13 protein-coding genes are annotated in these 14,448 nt (G+C 72.6%); 7 read left to right on the forward strand and 6 right to left on the reverse strand.

Features of this window, described 5'->3' with window-relative positions; genetic code table 11:
• Positions 1 to 76: 76 nt before the first annotated feature.
• Complete coding sequence (locus H305_RS0105195; protein WP_028799482.1) at positions 77 to 1,516, reverse strand: hypothetical protein; 1,440 nt, start codon at positions 1,514 to 1,516, stop codon at positions 77 to 79.
• A gap of 233 nt (positions 1,517 to 1,749) precedes the next feature.
• On the opposite strand from H305_RS0105195, the gene H305_RS0105200 reads away from it, so the two are divergent.
• Together H305_RS0105200 and H305_RS0105205 are read left to right on the forward strand one after the other, a co-directional pair.
• The gene (locus H305_RS0105200) at positions 1,750 to 2,013 is read left to right on the forward strand and encodes a GlsB/YeaQ/YmgE family stress response membrane protein (protein WP_028799483.1); all 264 of its coding nucleotides are present in this window, start codon (positions 1,750 to 1,752) and stop codon (positions 2,011 to 2,013) included.
• 126 nt (positions 2,014 to 2,139) lie between these two features.
• Positions 2,140 to 3,030, forward strand: coding sequence for a GNAT family N-acetyltransferase (locus H305_RS0105205; RefSeq protein ID WP_028799484.1), 891 nt, complete (start codon positions 2,140 to 2,142; stop codon positions 3,028 to 3,030).
• 110 nt (positions 3,031 to 3,140) lie between these two features.
• Here H305_RS0105205 and H305_RS0105210 read toward each other — a convergent pair whose 3' ends face one another.
• Entirely contained in the window at positions 3,141 to 4,055 is a 915-nt protein-coding gene (locus H305_RS0105210) for an NAD-dependent epimerase/dehydratase family protein (RefSeq protein ID WP_028799485.1), read from the reverse strand.
• Positions 4,056 to 4,165: 110 nt separating this feature from the next.
• Positions 4,166 to 4,942: a GNAT family N-acetyltransferase gene (locus H305_RS0105215; RefSeq protein WP_028799486.1), complete on the reverse strand. Its 777-nt coding sequence runs from the start codon at positions 4,940 to 4,942 to the stop codon at positions 4,166 to 4,168.
• 174 nt (positions 4,943 to 5,116) lie between these two features.
• Between H305_RS0105215 and H305_RS55960 the strand changes: the two genes are divergently transcribed.
• Positions 5,117 to 5,506: a hypothetical protein gene (locus H305_RS55960; RefSeq protein ID WP_158690476.1), complete on the forward strand. Its 390-nt coding sequence runs from the start codon at positions 5,117 to 5,119 to the stop codon at positions 5,504 to 5,506.
• Here H305_RS55960 and fusA read toward each other — a convergent pair.
• Positions 5,439 to 7,538 carry an elongation factor G gene (gene fusA, locus H305_RS0105225; RefSeq protein WP_028799488.1) on the reverse strand — a complete coding sequence of 700 codons (2,100 nt, stop codon included), beginning with the start codon at positions 7,536 to 7,538 and terminating at the stop codon, positions 5,439 to 5,441. The genes H305_RS55960 and fusA overlap by 68 nt on opposite strands.
• 792 nt (positions 7,539 to 8,330) lie before the next feature.
• Between fusA and H305_RS0105235 the strand changes: the two genes are divergently transcribed.
• Positions 8,331 to 9,080, forward strand: coding sequence for an MBL fold metallo-hydrolase (locus H305_RS0105235; RefSeq protein ID WP_028799489.1), 750 nt, complete (start codon positions 8,331 to 8,333; stop codon positions 9,078 to 9,080).
• 29 nt (positions 9,081 to 9,109) lie between these two features.
• Here H305_RS0105235 and H305_RS0105240 read toward each other — a convergent pair whose 3' ends face one another.
• Complete coding sequence (locus tag H305_RS0105240; protein WP_028799490.1) at positions 9,110 to 9,967, reverse strand: GNAT family N-acetyltransferase; 858 nt, start codon at positions 9,965 to 9,967, stop codon at positions 9,110 to 9,112.
• Positions 9,968 to 10,179: 212 nt separating this feature from the next.
• Between H305_RS0105240 and H305_RS44525 the strand changes: the two genes are divergently transcribed.
• The gene (locus tag H305_RS44525; protein ID WP_078628884.1) at positions 10,180 to 10,767 is read left to right on the forward strand and encodes a GNAT family N-acetyltransferase; all 588 of its coding nucleotides are present in this window, start codon (positions 10,180 to 10,182) and stop codon (positions 10,765 to 10,767) included.
• Positions 10,768 to 11,206: 439 nt separating this feature from the next.
• Here H305_RS44525 and H305_RS55965 read toward each other — a convergent pair whose 3' ends face one another.
• On the reverse strand, positions 11,207 to 11,863 hold the full coding sequence (locus H305_RS55965; protein ID WP_028799491.1) for a chaplin: 657 nt from the start codon (positions 11,861 to 11,863) through the stop codon (positions 11,207 to 11,209).
• A gap of 278 nt (positions 11,864 to 12,141) precedes the next feature.
• Here H305_RS55965 and H305_RS0105255 point away from each other — a divergent pair, with 278 nt between their 5' ends.
• On the forward strand, positions 12,142 to 13,716 hold the full coding sequence (locus tag H305_RS0105255) for an alpha/beta hydrolase (RefSeq protein WP_028799492.1): 1,575 nt from the start codon (positions 12,142 to 12,144) through the stop codon (positions 13,714 to 13,716).
• A 162-nt stretch (positions 13,717 to 13,878) separates the two neighbouring features.
• A complete protein-coding gene (locus H305_RS0105260; protein WP_028799493.1) occupies positions 13,879 to 14,400 on the forward strand; it encodes a DUF4232 domain-containing protein in 522 nt (173 codons plus the stop codon).
• Positions 14,401 to 14,448: the final 48 nt, after the last annotated feature.

Here is a 14,448-nt window from a genome sequence, read left to right on the forward strand (position 1 = left end):
GGAGGAGAGGGAAGGACGCAGGAGGAGGAGAAGGGCGGGCCCGATACCGCGGGCCCGCCCTTTCGCCCGCTCCGGGTCAGCTCACGTTCAGGGCCGTGTCGTCGATGACGAACGACGTCTGGAGCACGGAACCTTCCGTGCCGGTGAACTTGATCGTGACCGTCTGCCCGGCGTACGCGGTGCCGAGGTCGAAGGTGCGCTGCGTGTAGCCCGAGGCGGCGTTCAGGTTCGAGTACGTGGCCAGGGTCGACAACACGGTTCCGCCGCTGTCCAGCACCTGGGCCTTGAGGGTGTCGTACGCCGTGCTGATGGTCGTCTCGGCCGTGTCCACGTGGAGGTGGAAGCTCAGGGTCGCCGAGCAGCCGGACGGGACGGTGACCGACTGGGAGAGGGTGTCGGTGTGCGCCGAGCCGTAGCCGTTCAGCCACGCCTTGTACGAGCCGGTGCGGGCGGCCTCGCCGGTGTCCGTGGTGATCACCCCGCTGCTCGCGCTCCAGGACGTGCCGCCGGACTCGAAGCCGGGGTCGGCGAGGAGCTGGGAGGCCGTGCAGGTGCCGCCGCCCCCGCCGCTGCCGCTCGCGCCCGCAAGCCACTCGGTGGCGTTCAGGGCCAGCGCGGCGTTGGTGGCTCCGGAGTCGTTCCAGCCGTCGTAGAGCGTGTTGCCGGACTGACCGGTGCCGTCGTCGATGGGTGAGCTGTCGCCCCAGAACGCGACCCGGCCGCTGCCGAAGGTGCTCGTCGCGAAGAACGCGCCGGTGTTGCCGGAGTAACCGGTGCGGTAGAGCAGGCCCTTGACGGTGGGGTTGTCGGCGGGCCTCAGCGTCGCGGTGGTACCGCTCGCGATCAGGCTCTTGGTGACGGGGCCGAACGAGCCGTGCAGGACGGCGTTCGTACTGTCGGTGACGGCGCTCGGATAGTCGGAGCCGATGCTCAGCGTGTCGACGGAGAAGCCGAACGGGTCGGTGCTGTCGACGCTGTTCGTGGTCATCAGGTCGTTGAAGATCTCGACCGCGTCGTAGCCGTCGTTGTTGCGGTCCGCGCCCGTGTGGTCGGAGATCATGAACAGACCGCCGCCGTTCTTCAGGAACGTCATGATCGCGGTCTTCTCCGTCGTGGTGAACAACGTGTTGGGCTCGGGCAGCACCAGTTCGTCGAAGTTCTTCAGGTCGGTCGCGGCAGAGCCTCCGTAGGTGAGGCTCGCCCCCGAAGGCAGTGTCTTGAGGCTGTAGTCGCCCGTCTTCTGCAGTGTCACGCCCCATGAGGACAGCGCGCCGGTCCAGTCCGTCTCGGCGGACGGGGAGGAGTCCTGGCCGAGCGGGTCGGGCTGGCCGGTGGAGATGATCCAGTCGGCGTTGCCCGCCGTCTCGGCGTGGGCGTTGTCGAACAGGACGCGGTGGGGGGTGGCGGCCTGGGCGGGCGCGGCGCCGGCCGTCTGGACGGCGGCGCCCGTGACGAGGAGTCCGAACACGGCCAGCGGCGTGGTGATTCTGTGGCGGGAACGTCTGAGTCCGAGCATCCGGCGAACCTCCGAGTGGGGTGGGGAGAGGCGGTGCGGGCGCCAAGTCTGCGCGCGTAGAACGGTGGGTGGCCGTCCACCACGCGACAGATTTTTGAACGGTACATGACTAGTCGGTCGCCGAACAGGAACCGAGGCGGAACCCGATCCGAGGCAGGCGGCACCGGAGCGGGACTGCCTCGGCTTCCAGGGGGCACTAGATAACCGCAGGGAACCGACATAGAGGGGCGGAGATGGAGATCTCAGGCATCATCAGTGCCATAGTCATCGGCATCATCATCGGTGTGCTGGGACGGCTCGTCGTCCCGGGCCGCCAGCGCATCGGCCTTCTGCTGACGATCGTCGTCGGCATTGTGGCGGCATTGATCGGCTCGGCGCTCGCCGCCGCCTTCGACGTTGCCGACACCAAGGGCGTCGACTGGATCGAATGGCTCATCCAGATCGGGCTCGCGGCTCTGGGCGTCGCGGCTCTGGACCGGTCGAGGGCACGCCGCTGACCGGCGAGGCCTTGCGAGTGCACGAGCCGCATGCCGTGGTGCGCGCTCAATTCCGTTGCGGAGCGCGCACCCGCAGGGCTAGTTTCTGCGGGCTTCGCACCGCACGCCCGACATCACGGAGAGATCTTGCCGCCACGCGTCACACCGCTGACCGACCCCGAGACCACACCCTCCAGCCGACGCCTCGCGTGGCTGGCCTCCGGCACCGACGGCGCCCCCGTCGGCTCGGCCTTCCTCCGGCTGTTCACCAGGGAGGGACAGTCCCACCTCGCCGAGCTGGAGATCGCCGTGCACCCCGCCGAGCGGCGGCAGGGAGTGGGCGGCCGGCTGCTGGACGCGGCCGTCTCGGCGGCGCGTGAGGAGGGGCGGCGCTCGCTCGTCGCCCAGGCCGAGGCCGGCTCGCCCGGCGACCTGTTCCTGGCGGCGCGCGGATTCCGCCGGGTGCTCGCGCTGACGTACGCGCGGCTCCCGATGGCGGACGCGGACGTCGCGAGCATCACCGAGATCGCCGAACGCCCGCACCCCGACTACGCGTTGACCCACTGGGAAGGCGTCGTGCCGTCCGGCCTCGCGCTGTCGTTCGCACACTCGCGGCGCGCCATGGACGACATGCCGATGGACGACACCGACTACGGAACCGTCGTGTGGGACGTGGACCGGGTCGTGTCGGCGGCCGAGGCGGTCGCCAAGCGCGGCGAGACGCTGCACACGGTGGCGGTGCTGGACCGCTCGGACGGCTCGGACGGCTCGGTCGTCGGCTTCTGCGAACTCGTCGTGCCCGGCGACGGCCGCGGCGATGCCCAGCACTACGGCACGGGTGTGCTCCCCGAGCACCGGGGCCACGGCCTCGGGCTCTGGATGAAGGCCGAGTCGATCCGCCTGGCCCGTCGGCACCACCCCGAACTCGGCGGACTGCTCACCGACACCGCTGACAGCAACGCGCCCATGCGCCGCATCAACGACGCACTCGGCTATCTGCCCACGCACAGTGCGGTGGAGTACCAGCTCGACCTCTGATCCGGGCGCGCCCTTGGCGCGCGGCCGGCGGCGGGGTGCCCGATCCGCGGCGCCCCGCCCGACCGCCCGCCGGAGCGGCGCCTGCCGTGCGGCGGCGCCGGTCCGGCGGCCTACGCTGCAAGGTCCTCCAGCGCGGCGAGGCCCTCCTGGCTGGACGGATGGGCCGGGGTCCAGCCCAGTTCCCGTTCCGCCTTCTCGGAGGAGACCCGCATCGACGTCCCCGTCATCGTGTGCGCGTACGACATCGGCCTCATCACCCAGCGCGGCACGGTCATCGGCGCGGGCAGGCCGAACCGTGCGGCGACGGCCCGGACATGGGCGGCGAAGCCCAGCGGGGTGCGGTCGGCGATGTTGTAGGCCTCGCCGGGGCGCCCGCGCTCGACGGCCGCGACGACCGCGCCCGCCGCGTCCACGAGGTCGATCCACGGCAGGACGCGGCCCCGGTCGTCGGCGACGGGAAGCTGCCGCTTGCGCAGCATCGAGACGATGCCGTCGGTGCCGCCGGGACCGTAGAAGAGACCGAAGCGCAGCGCGATGCCCTCCAGTCCCTCGGCCTCGAACGTGAGCCGTTCCTTGGTGCGCATCGCCGCGATGTGCCGTTCCAGTTGCGCGGTGGCGCCGGGCGGTCCGAAGGGGACGTCCTCGGTGACGATCTGGTCGCCGTGGTCCCCGTATCCGTACCCGAAGATCATCGACTCGGTGACGAACCGCCGTGCGCCGGTCGCGCGCGCGGCCTCGACGAGATGTGCGGTGCCTTCCGTGCGCAGCGCGTCGGTCGCGTACATGTCCCGGTGCCGCAGGGGTGCCTTGCGCAGGGCGGTCGCGGCGTGGACGACCGTGTCGAAGTGCCGGCCGTCGACGGCTCGCAGCAGCGCGTCGCGGTCCATCAGGTCGGCGCGGACGCCGTTGCCGGTGCCCCGGCCGAGACCGGTGACGTGGTGGCCCGCTTCGGTCAGGGCCCTGGTGATGTGCCGGCCGAGAACGCCGCTCGCGCCGGCCAGGAGGATGCTCTGGTTCGTCGTCATGCCCGTACGACGGAGGGCGGCTGCCGGAACGTGACATCGCTCGCGGCGGCTCACCCGCACGGGCCTCGGGCGTCACCCTCCGGGCACGGAGCGTCCATGCCCGGAGCACCTCAGAGCGCGTACACGTACGGCGTGGTGGTGGTCAGCGGCTGGAAGCCCAGCCGGGCGAGGACGGGGCGGCTCTGGCCGGAGGCGTCGACCTGGACGTAGCGGTAGCCGCGGTCGGCCGCCACCCGGGCGCGGTGGGCGACGAGCGCCCGGTAGATGCCCCGGCCGCGCCAGGCCTGGACGGTGCCGCCGCCCCACAGTCCGGCGAACCGGGTTCCGCGCAGCAGCTCCATGCGGGCCGCGCTGACCGGCACGTCGCCGGCGAGCGCCACGACGGCGACGACCGTGTCCGCCTCGCCGGTGAGCTGGGCGAGCAGTTGGTGGCGCAGCCGTGTGCCGTCCGTGCCGAAGGCCTGTTCGTGGACCTCGGCCACGAGGTCGACGCCCGCCCGGTCGGTGACGGGCAGCAGGCGTACGCCCTCCGGCGGTTCGGCGTCCAGCGCCAGGTCGCCCAGTCCGGCGACCATCAGAGTCTCCTCGGGTTCCGCGGTGAAGCCTGCGGCGCGCAGCCGGGACCCCAGGTCCTCGGGCTTGTCGTGCCCGTACAGCTTCCACTCGAACTCCCGCCGAAGTCCGGTGAAGTGGCGGATCTGGTCGGCGATCGCCGCGTCGGCCGTCGTCTCGTCCAGGTCCGACCAGACCACTCCGTTCCAGCCGTGCTCGGCGCCGGTCTGGCGCACCACCTTGCCGGCGCGTTCGACCCGCGCGCCCGGCGCGTCGGGCCGCGCCCCTTCCCGCATGTCCCGGTCGAACAGGGCCAGTACCGCAGCGTGATCCATGGGCTCACTCCAGCACCCGGGAGCCGCCCGGGGCAACGGGGATTTCACCTTGTGGGCGGCCGCCCCGGCCCGAGGCACGTATGCGCCCGGCCGGGGCCGCGCGACCCCGCCCGGGCGCGCTCCCCCGCCCCCTCCGGTCAGCCGGTGGCGGTCAGTACCTGCAGGGTGCCGCTCGTGAAGATCGTCAACAATCAGGCGAACGTGGTCGTGGTGCGGCCGCCGGCCGCGGGGCGGCGCGGCGGAGGCCGGGCCGCCTGGATCGGACTCGCCCTGGACGAGGACTGCGCCGAGGAGCTGATCGGCTGGGCGACGGCCGGAGGGCCCGGCGTCGCCGAGCCGCCGGCCGCGCTGGAGCTCCACTTCGTCCGGCCGCCGCGCGGGACCCGGTCCCAGGGGCGTCGCGGACGCGGCGCGGGGCGTCACGACGCCCCGCGCCAGGACGTCCGAGGCGGAGCGGTCCTGGACCCCGCGTCGGGGCAGGACCGCTCCGCCCGTGTCACCGGGCCGGCGTCTCGACGGACGCCGTGCCCGGTGCGGGCGCGTGGCCGGTGGGCCGGGCGGTGAACACGCCGCGGCCCTGGGTGCGGCTGCGCAACCGGGTCGCGTAGCCGAAGAGTTCGGCCAGCGGCACGGTGGCGGTGATCACCGTCGCGTCCGCCCGTGTCAGCGAACCCGAGACCCGTCCGCGCCGTGCGGCGAGATCACCGAGCACGCCGCCCACCGCCTCGTCGGGCACGGTGACGGTGACCTCGGCCACCGGTTCCAGGAGCGCCATGGTGGCGGCCCGGAGCGCCTCGCGCAGCCCGAGACGGCCGGCCGTGCGGAACGCCATCTCCGAGGAGTCCTTGGAGTGGGTCGCCCCGTCGGACAGGGTGACCCGCAGCCCGGTCACGGGATGACCGCCCAGCGGCCCCTCCGTCAGGGCGTCCCGGCAGCCGGCCTCCACCGCGCGCTCGTACTCGCGCGGCACACGGCCGCCCACGACCGTCGAACGGAACTCGAAGCCCGCCGCGCTGTGGCCGCCGTCGCCCGGCGCGGCCTCCAGCGGTTCCACGTCGAGCACGACATGGGCGAACTGGCCGGCACCGCCGTCCTGTTTGACGTGCCGGTAGACCAGCCCGGACACCCCGCGCACGACGGTCTCCCGGTAGGCCACCTTGGGGCGGCCGACGGCGACCTCGAGGCCGTGGGCCCGCCGGATCTTCTCCACCGCGACCTCCAGGTGCAGTTCCCCCACGCCCGACAGCGTCGTCTGACCGGTCTCCGGGTCGGTACGGACGACGAGCGAGGGGTCCTCCTCCGCGAGCCGCGCGAGCGCGGACACCAGACGGTCGGTGTCGACGGCCCGGCGCGCCTCGACCGCGACCGACACCACGGGTTCGGCGACCGCGGGCGGTTCGAGGAGCAGCGGAGCCGACGGGACGCACAGAGTCGCCCCCGCGTGCGCGGACTTCGGCCCGATCAGCGCGACGATGTCGCCGGCGACGGCCGTGTCCAGCTCCGCGTACCGGTCGGCCCGGACCCGCAGGATGCGGCTGACCCGTTCGGTGCGCCGTGCGCCCACGTCCACCACGGTCCCTCCCTTCCGGATCGTTCCCGAGTACACCCGCGCGTACGTCAGCCTGCCGGTCGCCGTCGCGTTGACCTTGAACACCAGGGCGGCGAACGGCTCCTCGGGGTCGGCGGCCCGCTCCTGCCCCGCGTAGGCGCCGGTGCCGCGTACGGCGGGCACGTCCAGCGGCGAGGGCAGATACGCCACGACGGCCTCCAGCAGCGGTTCGATACCGCGGTTGCGGTAGGCCGAGCCGCAGAGCACCACGACGCCCTCTCCGGTCCGGGTCAGGTCGCGCAGCGCCGAGGCCAGTGTGGAGGCCCGCACGGTGGAGTCGGTGCAGAACTCCTCCAGCGCGGCGGGGTGGAGTTCCGCCACCGCCTCTTCGAGGAGCCTTCTGCGCCGCCGTGCCTCGTCCAGCAGGGCTTCCGGCACCGGGCCCTCCTCGGCGGTGTCGACGCCGTCGGCCCACACGAGGGAACGCATGCGCAGCAGGTCCACCACTCCGGTGAAGGTGTCCTCCGTACCGATCGGCAACTGGACGACGAGCGGCGCCGGATGGAGCCGCTGCCGGATCGACTCGACGGCCGCGTCGAGGTCGGCCCCGGCGCGGTCCAGCTTGTTCACGAAGGCGATCCGCGGGACGCCGTGCCGGGCGGCCCGCCGCCACACCGACTCGCTCTGCGGCTCGACACCCGCCACGGCGTCGAACACCGCGATCGCGCCGTCGAGGACCCGGAGCGAGCGCTCCACCTCGTCGGAGAAGTCGACATGGCCGGGTGTGTCGATCAGGTTGATCCGGTGGCCGTCCCAGGCACAGCTCACGGCCGCGGCGAAGATGGTGATGCCACGATCGCGTTCCTGGGAGTCGAAGTCGGTGACGGTGGTGCCGTCGTGCACCTCTCCGCGTTTGTGTGTGGTGCCCGTGGCGTAGAGGATCCGCTCGGTGACGGTGGTCTTGCCGGCGTCGACGTGGGCGAGGATGCCCAGATTGCGGACGGTGGACAGCGGGCTGGTCAGGTGACGGTGCAGGTCGGTGCGCACGGCGCATGGCCTTTCGGGTGGTCCGGATCGGGCGGCGCGATTCCCGGACGGCGGCCCCTGGTTCGGGCCGCGGGAGATCTGCGCACCGCGCCGTGACGCGGCGCGCGCATGCCGCCGCCTCGGCGCCGACGGACCGGGCCGTCGGCGGGCGTACACCTGGGCAGGCGTAAGGCTGCCGCGTACGCGCGGGGCCGACGGGCGGTGACACCTGTCGGCGTGAAGGGCGAGGGGCGGAGATCAGACGGTCGTCTCGGGCCTCCGGTACCGGCCGCGCAGCGGGTACCGGGCCCACGAGGACACGAGGATCACCTCGTACAGCGACGGGGGAACCACGACAGCGGTGCGGTCACGCACGGCCCGGCTCCCCTCACTCGTCACGATGCGCGGCGCCGATGCGGCGGTGCGCGAATGTGTGAGGAGTCTAGGGAAGCGGGGCCCCGCCCCGCACCGGAATATCCTCGGACGGCCGACCGCCGACCGGCGACGGACCGCCGACCGACCGGCGACCGGCGATCGCCGCTCCACCGCCGGTCCCTGCCGTGCCGAACGGCCGCCTCACCAGGTGCCGGTCTCCGCCCGGTCGAGCGGCCCCCTCACCCCCGCGGGGCAGCATCCGCACGGCTCGCCACCGTGTCGGCCGCGGGCAGCGCCCCGCCTGTCGGCATCGACGCAGGTCAGGCGCCGTGCCGGACACGGCGCGCACACCCCTGTCGGCGCTGGTGAGCAGCCGCGATAGCGTCTTCCCGGCACTGCGGCTCGGGCCGCGCACAGGTCTCACACGTCGGGATGGTCATGCGCGAGAATACGATCGTCGAGGCTGCCCAGGGAGTGCACCTGGTGCACGGCAGCAACACGAACTGGGTGGTTCTGAGCGACGGCGACTCAGCCACCCTGATCGACACCGGATATCCCGGCGACCGCGGGGAACTCCTCGCGTCCCTCGAAGCGCTCGGCCACGCGCCCGAGGCCGTCCGTGCCGTCCTCGTCACACACGCGCACAACGACCATCTCGGCTCCGCCGACCATCTCAACCGCACCTTCGGCGTCCCGGTCCTGATGCACGAGGCGGAAGTGCCGCACGCGCGCCGTGAGTTCCTGCACCAGGTGAGTGTGGGACAGGTGCTGCGCCAGGGGTGGCGCCCCGGGGTACTGCCGTGGGCGGTGCACGCCCTGCGGTCCGGCGGCAAGGCGGACGTACGGATGACGCAGCCCGAGGCGTTCCCCCAGGAGGGACCGCTGGATCTGCCCGGCCGTCCGGTTCCGGTGCACACCCCGGGCCACACGCCGGGGCACTGCGTCTACCATCTGCCGGACGCCGGGATCGTGATCTCCGGTGACGCCCTCGTCACCGCGCATCCCACCGCACGGGGGCGTGGCCCGCAGCTGCTCCCCGCGATGTTCGACACCGATCGCGACGCCGCTCGCACCTCCCTGGCGCGCATCGAGTCCCTCTCCGCCGACGTCCTGCTGCCGGGCCACGGACCGGTGCACCGCGGCGCGGTGGGCGAAGCGGCACGTCGCGCCCGCGAACTCGCCGGCTGAGAGGCCGACCCGGCGGATCCGGCGGCGGACTAGCCGAGTTCGAGCGTGGTCACTCCATAGACGCGCTCTGCGGCGAACGGCCTGACCGGTCCGGTGTACATGCGGGCCGTCTCGAAGGAGGGCGTCAGGCCGAGTTCCTCCGCGAGAGCGACACCCGTCGTGTTCGTCCGGGGCACGTCCACCGCGATCGGACGGCCGGCGGCGTCGTCGGCCAGCGCGGCGATCAGAGCCCGGGCGTCGTCGGGGGTGTCGGCGAACAGCGGGCCGACCCGCAGGGAGTCACGGGCCGGACGGATCACGGCGTACCCCGTGAGGTGCCCGTCCGCGGCGGTGCGGACGAAGGTGCGGTGGCCCGGACCGGTCAGCCACGAGTCGAGGAACACCGGACGGTCGGCCGGGTAGCAGGCGCTGTCGTACACCGTGATGGCCGCGCGGTCCGCGTCCGTGGCGGCCCTGACTCCCGTGGGCGCCTCGCCCTCGGGGACGATCCCGCCGAATCGGGCCGTGCGGTAGGCGAGTTCGAAGCCGGACTGACGGTAGTTGTCCTGCTGCGCCACCACGCCGTCGAGGCCGACGGTACGGCCGCCGGCGTGCGCGAGGGCCGTCGTCCACGTCGCGAGGCCATAGCCGCGGCCGCGCAGGTCGGGCCGTACCAGATAGAAGCCCAGGAATGCGTAGTCGGCGCCGTAGTTGACGACCGAGACGGCCGAGACGGGCTCGCCGCCGATGCGTCCGATGAAGAAGCCCTCGGGATCCTGGGCGAAGAAGCTGGCGCTGTCCGACAGCCCGGGATTCCACCCCTCGTCCGCCGCCCACTCGCCGACCACCTTCCAGTCGTCGATCGAGGCCTGGGCGACGACGAGGTGCTCCGGTCCCGGAGAGGTCATGTGGGCGCTCCATTCCGTACGGGGTCGCTTCGGTGCGGTGGTCTGCCGCACGCGCAGCATCCTTCCCGATCTCCGTACCGGTCGCAGCGCGACCGTCCGGCACCGGGAGAGATTCGGCCAGTCCGGCGAACGAGACCCAAGGGCGCGGGCGACGGCGCCAACCCATGCTGTTCTCACGGGTGTTGCCCCACGGGCGGCCTAGGCTTGCCGTCATGAGTGTCGAAGACGTGGCCCTGCGCCCGGTGACCGAGGACGACCTGCCCGTCCTGGAGCGGTTCCTGACGGAGCCCGAGGTGTCGACCCCTTTCCAGTGGTTCGGCTGGTGGGACATCCGGCGCTGGCGGCGGCAGTGGGCGGACACCGGCCTCATCACCGAGGACGCGGGCCATCTCATGGTGGTGCGGGATTCCGAGCGGCTGGGATTCGTCGCCTGGCGGAAGATCGCCTCCAGCCGGACCACGCACTACTGGAACATGGGCATCGCCCTGCTGCCGGACGCTCGCGGCAAGGGCGTGGGGACCGAGGCCCAGCGGCAGCTCGTCCGCTACCTCTTCGCCCACACGCTCGTGAAGCGCATCGAGGCCGACACCGAGTCGGAGAACATCGCCGAGCAACGCGCCCTGGAGAAGGCGGGATTCACCCGCGAGGGGGTGCTTCGCAGTGTCGTGTTCCGCGACGGACGGTGGCGTGACGGGGTCCGGTACAGCATCCTCCGCGAGGAAGTCGCACCCGGCGGCCGGTCCGCCACCCGCTCCATTGACGCGGTCACGTCACGAGACCGGCTTCCGGGAGCGAACTGAACCGCGCGACCGGTGACGGCGCGAGCCCGAGCGCGGCGCGGCAGATCGCGGACGCGACGCCACCGCGTCCCCCGAGCCCAACACCGCGGACGGGTTACTGCGGGAACCGTGCGAAAGCGGGGACCGCGGGGCGGACGGCCCCTCTTTCAAGGGCGGCCACATGGTGGCCCGAGCAGGCTCGCGTCGCCGCCCGACCATCCGTACACCGTCTGTCCGCGCAGGCAGGCGGGCGCCGCGTTCCGCGGGGACCGCGATGCTCTCGGCCGGTACGGTCTGCGCCGGACCGGGCCACAGGGCCGGGCCGAGGCGGACCGGCAGCCGAGGGCGTTCGAACTGTTGTACGCCTCACTCTGAGGCACCCGGGGTCTCCCGTCCGCCGGACTCCGCTCGGGCCCCACCGGTCACGGATCCGGTGGGGCCTTCTGTCGGTGTCCGTGGATCAGCGCACCGCGACGGGCCGGAAGCGCCGGTACAGGACGGCTCCGCCCAACAGCAGTGCGGCGCCCGCGGCGATCGCGGGTACGGTCTGGTCCGCGCCGGTGCTGGCGAGGGCGGGCACCGGCTGCCCCGGGACCTGCTGGGGCACCACGGGGCGGGGGTGCGCCTTGGGCGGGGGCGGCGTCGGCGTGGCCGGCTGCTCGGGACGGCCGCCGGAGGTGTTCGTCGACTCGTTGCCCACGGCCGCGTTGCCCGCCCCGACGACGTTCACGGAATTGCCGCTGACGTTCACGGGCAGGTCCACCGGGAGCTGCACACCGTTGCCCGACAGCAGCCCCGGCGAATCCTTTGCGCCGCCCTCGGCGACCGCGCCGCCGTGTGTCGAGCTCGCCCCCGTCTCCGTCGCCGCTCCCCCCTCGCTCCTGGTGGCGCAGCTGTTGCCCGCCGCAGGATTGAGCAGTCCGACCACGTTCACGGTGTTCCCGCACGCGTTCACGGGAACGTGGACCGGGAGCTGGACGGTGTTGCCGGAGATCAGCCCCGGCGAGCCGGCCGCGGTGCCGTCCGCCGTGGAGTCGGCGTGCGCCGGCATCGTCACGGCGAGCGCACCCGAGGCGGCAGCCGCGGCGATCAACCCATTTCGGGTAGCCCGTTTCATAGGTTTCCTGCCTTCCAGACATCGTCGCGGGCACTCACCCGCATCGCGTAAAACGCAGGAGAACCATCCGAGTTATGGCTTATCGGTCTTTCACTCCATCGAGCGTCACCGTTTTCGAACGCGCGCGTGCCAGGTCGTGACGGATTGTGACAGGAGCGGTCGCGAAGGGTAAGGCACATCGGCCCGGGCCGCTCGCCGGGAGGCGTGCCCCGGGGGCCCCGCTTATCGTGATCGAGGGGGTGTCGCCGGTCCACCGCGGGGCGAGCCTGGAGGCATGCATGCTGTCCGTGCACCAACGAGGCACCGTCGCCGGAGCCGCGACCGCGACGCTCGCGCTGCTCGCGGCGAGCCTCCCCACGGTGGCCGCTGCCGCGGACCAGCCCGACCTGTCGCGTTTCTACCAGCAGAAGGTCAAGTGGGCCGCCTGCACGGGCTCCGGCGTGCCCCACGACATGCAGTGCGGCAAGGTGACCGTGCCGCTGGACTACGCGCGGCCCGGTGACGGCACTCTCGACGTGGCACTCGCCCGATATCGGGCGACCGGTGCGTCGCGCGGGTCGGTCGTGCTGAATTTCGGCGGCCCGGGGAGTGCCGGGATATCCCAGCTCGCCGCCGACAGCAAGGATTTCATGGGGCTCACCAACGGCTACGACGTGGTGACCTTCGATCCCCGGGGCGTCGGCCGGTCCTCGCCCGTGAGCTGCGGCGCGGGGGCCCAGGACATCTCCGCCACCACGGACCCCACCGTCGAAGCGGGCGACCCCAAGGCCGCGCTCAGGACGGTTGAGCAGTACGCCAAGCAGTGCGTCAAGCACTCCGGCCCGGTGCTCCGTCACATCGGCACGATCAACGCCTCCCGGGACATGGACGTCATACGCCAGGCGCTCGGCGACGAGAAGCTCAACTACCTCGGCTTCTCCTACGGCTCCCGGCTGGGCGCGGTGTACGCGGCGCAGTTCCCCGACAAGACCGGCCGGATGACGCTCGACGGAGTGGACACGCTCACCGAACCGCTCACGGAGCAGTCCCTGGTGAGCGCGCAGGGTCAGCAGACCGCGCTGGACGACTTCCTGACCTGGTGCGTCAAGGACGTGGCCTGCCCCTTCGGCCAGGACGCGCGCGGTGCGCGGAAGCAGGTCGTCCAGCTCGTCGACTCGCTCGACCGGGACCCGGTCACGTCGGCCTTCGGGGACCGGTTCACCGGCCAGGACCTGGTGGGCGCGATCAGTCAGGCGCTCTACAGCGAGTCGCTGTGGCCCGCGCTCGAACAGGCCCTCGCCGCCCTGATCCAGGACGGCGACACGCACGCCCTGTCCCAGCTGTCGGGCGGCATCACGCTGCCCGGCGTACCCGCGGCGGGCCGCACGGACGGCGGCCTCGTCGGCGACGAGGACGTCCCCGTCGACAATCTCCTCGCCGCCCTGATGGCGATCAACTGCGCGGACGACCCCGACCGGCCCACCGCCGCCCAGCTCACGAAGGACATGAGCCGGCTGCGCGCCACCTTCGAGGAGGCCTCCCCCGTCTTCGGCCCGTTCCGGCTCAACCAGGTGATGCTGTGCTACGGCCGGCCCAAGGGCACCGACTTCATCCGCGACCATGTGCGCGATGTCCACACCCCGAAGATGCTGCTCGTCGGCACCCGCGGTGACCCCGCGACCCCTTACCGGTGGACCGTCGAGACGGCCGCGCGGCTGGGGCCGTCGGCCGTCGTGCTCGACAACAAGGGCGAGGGGCACACCGGTTACACGTCGTCGAAGTGCGTGCACCAGAAGGTCGACGACTTCCTGCTGTACGGCTCCCTCCCGGGCAGCGGCAGTTCCTGCGGGTCCGACGACGACGAGGCACGCTGACGGCTCGGTCCGGCGCTGACACGGCCGGGTGACGCTGACACGGCCGGGTGACAGGGACGAGCTGACTACAACCTCTCGTACTCCGCGGTGGTCACACTGGGCAGGGCGCCGCCCGGACCGGGTACGGCGCACGTTCGTGACGACTCAAGGGGGGAACCGCCGATGCGCATCCGAACCCTCCTCACCCTCTCGGCCGCCGCCACCGCTGTGCTCCTCGCGGTGCCCCAGAGCGGCTCGGCCACCCCGCAGCAGACCGTCGGCCGGATCGCGAAGTGTGCGGGGAAGGTCCTCCAGCTGCGGGCCGAGCAGACCGCGGACGCCCGCGTCGCGCACATCGGTGTCACGAACCGTTCCCCCCGTACCTGCACGGTCGACCGCATTCCCACCGTCACCTTCGGGGACCTGGACGGCGCCGCCCTGCCGACGCCCGGGGGAGAGAGCGGCCCGTACCGCCTGGGCCCGGGCAGGACGGCGTACGCGGCCGTCCGGACGATCGCCGACCTTGCCGACCCCGAGGCCCGCAGGCTGGACTCCATCACCGTGTCCGCCGACCCGTCCCTGTTCGGGCGTTCGTTCACCGCGGAGCAACTGGGTGCGGGGGACGCCGTGCTGGTGTGGGAGCCGGTGACGACGTGGTGGAAGCCGTCCGTGGCGGCCGCGGACAAGGCTCTCGGCCTGGACTGAGCGGCTCCCGGCAGCCACCTGGCGCGTGCCGTCGCCGGACCGCGGACA

The organism is Streptomyces sp. 142MFCol3.1 (assembly GCF_000424945.1).
GTDB lineage: Bacteria > Actinomycetota > Actinomycetes > Streptomycetales > Streptomycetaceae > Streptomyces > Streptomyces siamensis.

What these genes read in the sequence shown, in the direction of transcription:
- H305_RS0105195 (WP_028799482.1), bottom strand. Translation starts at nt 1,516, where the DNA reads ATGCTCGGACTCAGACGTTCCCGCCACAGAATCACCACGCCGCTGGCC.
- H305_RS0105200 (WP_028799483.1), top strand. Translation starts at nt 1,750, where the DNA reads ATGGAGATCTCAGGCATCATCAGTGCCATAGTCATCGGCATCATCATC.
- H305_RS0105210 (WP_028799485.1), bottom strand. Translation starts at nt 4,055, where the DNA reads ATGACGACGAACCAGAGCATCCTCCTGGCCGGCGCGAGCGGCGTTCTC.
- H305_RS0105215 (WP_028799486.1), bottom strand. Translation starts at nt 4,942, where the DNA reads ATGGATCACGCTGCGGTACTGGCCCTGTTCGACCGGGACATGCGGGAA.
- H305_RS0105235 (WP_028799489.1), top strand. Translation starts at nt 8,331, where the DNA reads ATGCGCGAGAATACGATCGTCGAGGCTGCCCAGGGAGTGCACCTGGTG.
- H305_RS0105240 (WP_028799490.1), bottom strand. Translation starts at nt 9,967, where the DNA reads ATGACCTCTCCGGGACCGGAGCACCTCGTCGTCGCCCAGGCCTCGATC.
- H305_RS44525 (WP_078628884.1), top strand. Translation starts at nt 10,180, where the DNA reads ATGAGTGTCGAAGACGTGGCCCTGCGCCCGGTGACCGAGGACGACCTG.
- H305_RS55965 (WP_028799491.1), bottom strand. Translation starts at nt 11,863, where the DNA reads ATGAAACGGGCTACCCGAAATGGGTTGATCGCCGCGGCTGCCGCCTCG.
- H305_RS0105255 (WP_028799492.1), top strand. Translation starts at nt 12,142, where the DNA reads ATGCTGTCCGTGCACCAACGAGGCACCGTCGCCGGAGCCGCGACCGCG.
- H305_RS0105260 (WP_028799493.1), top strand. Translation starts at nt 13,879, where the DNA reads ATGCGCATCCGAACCCTCCTCACCCTCTCGGCCGCCGCCACCGCTGTG.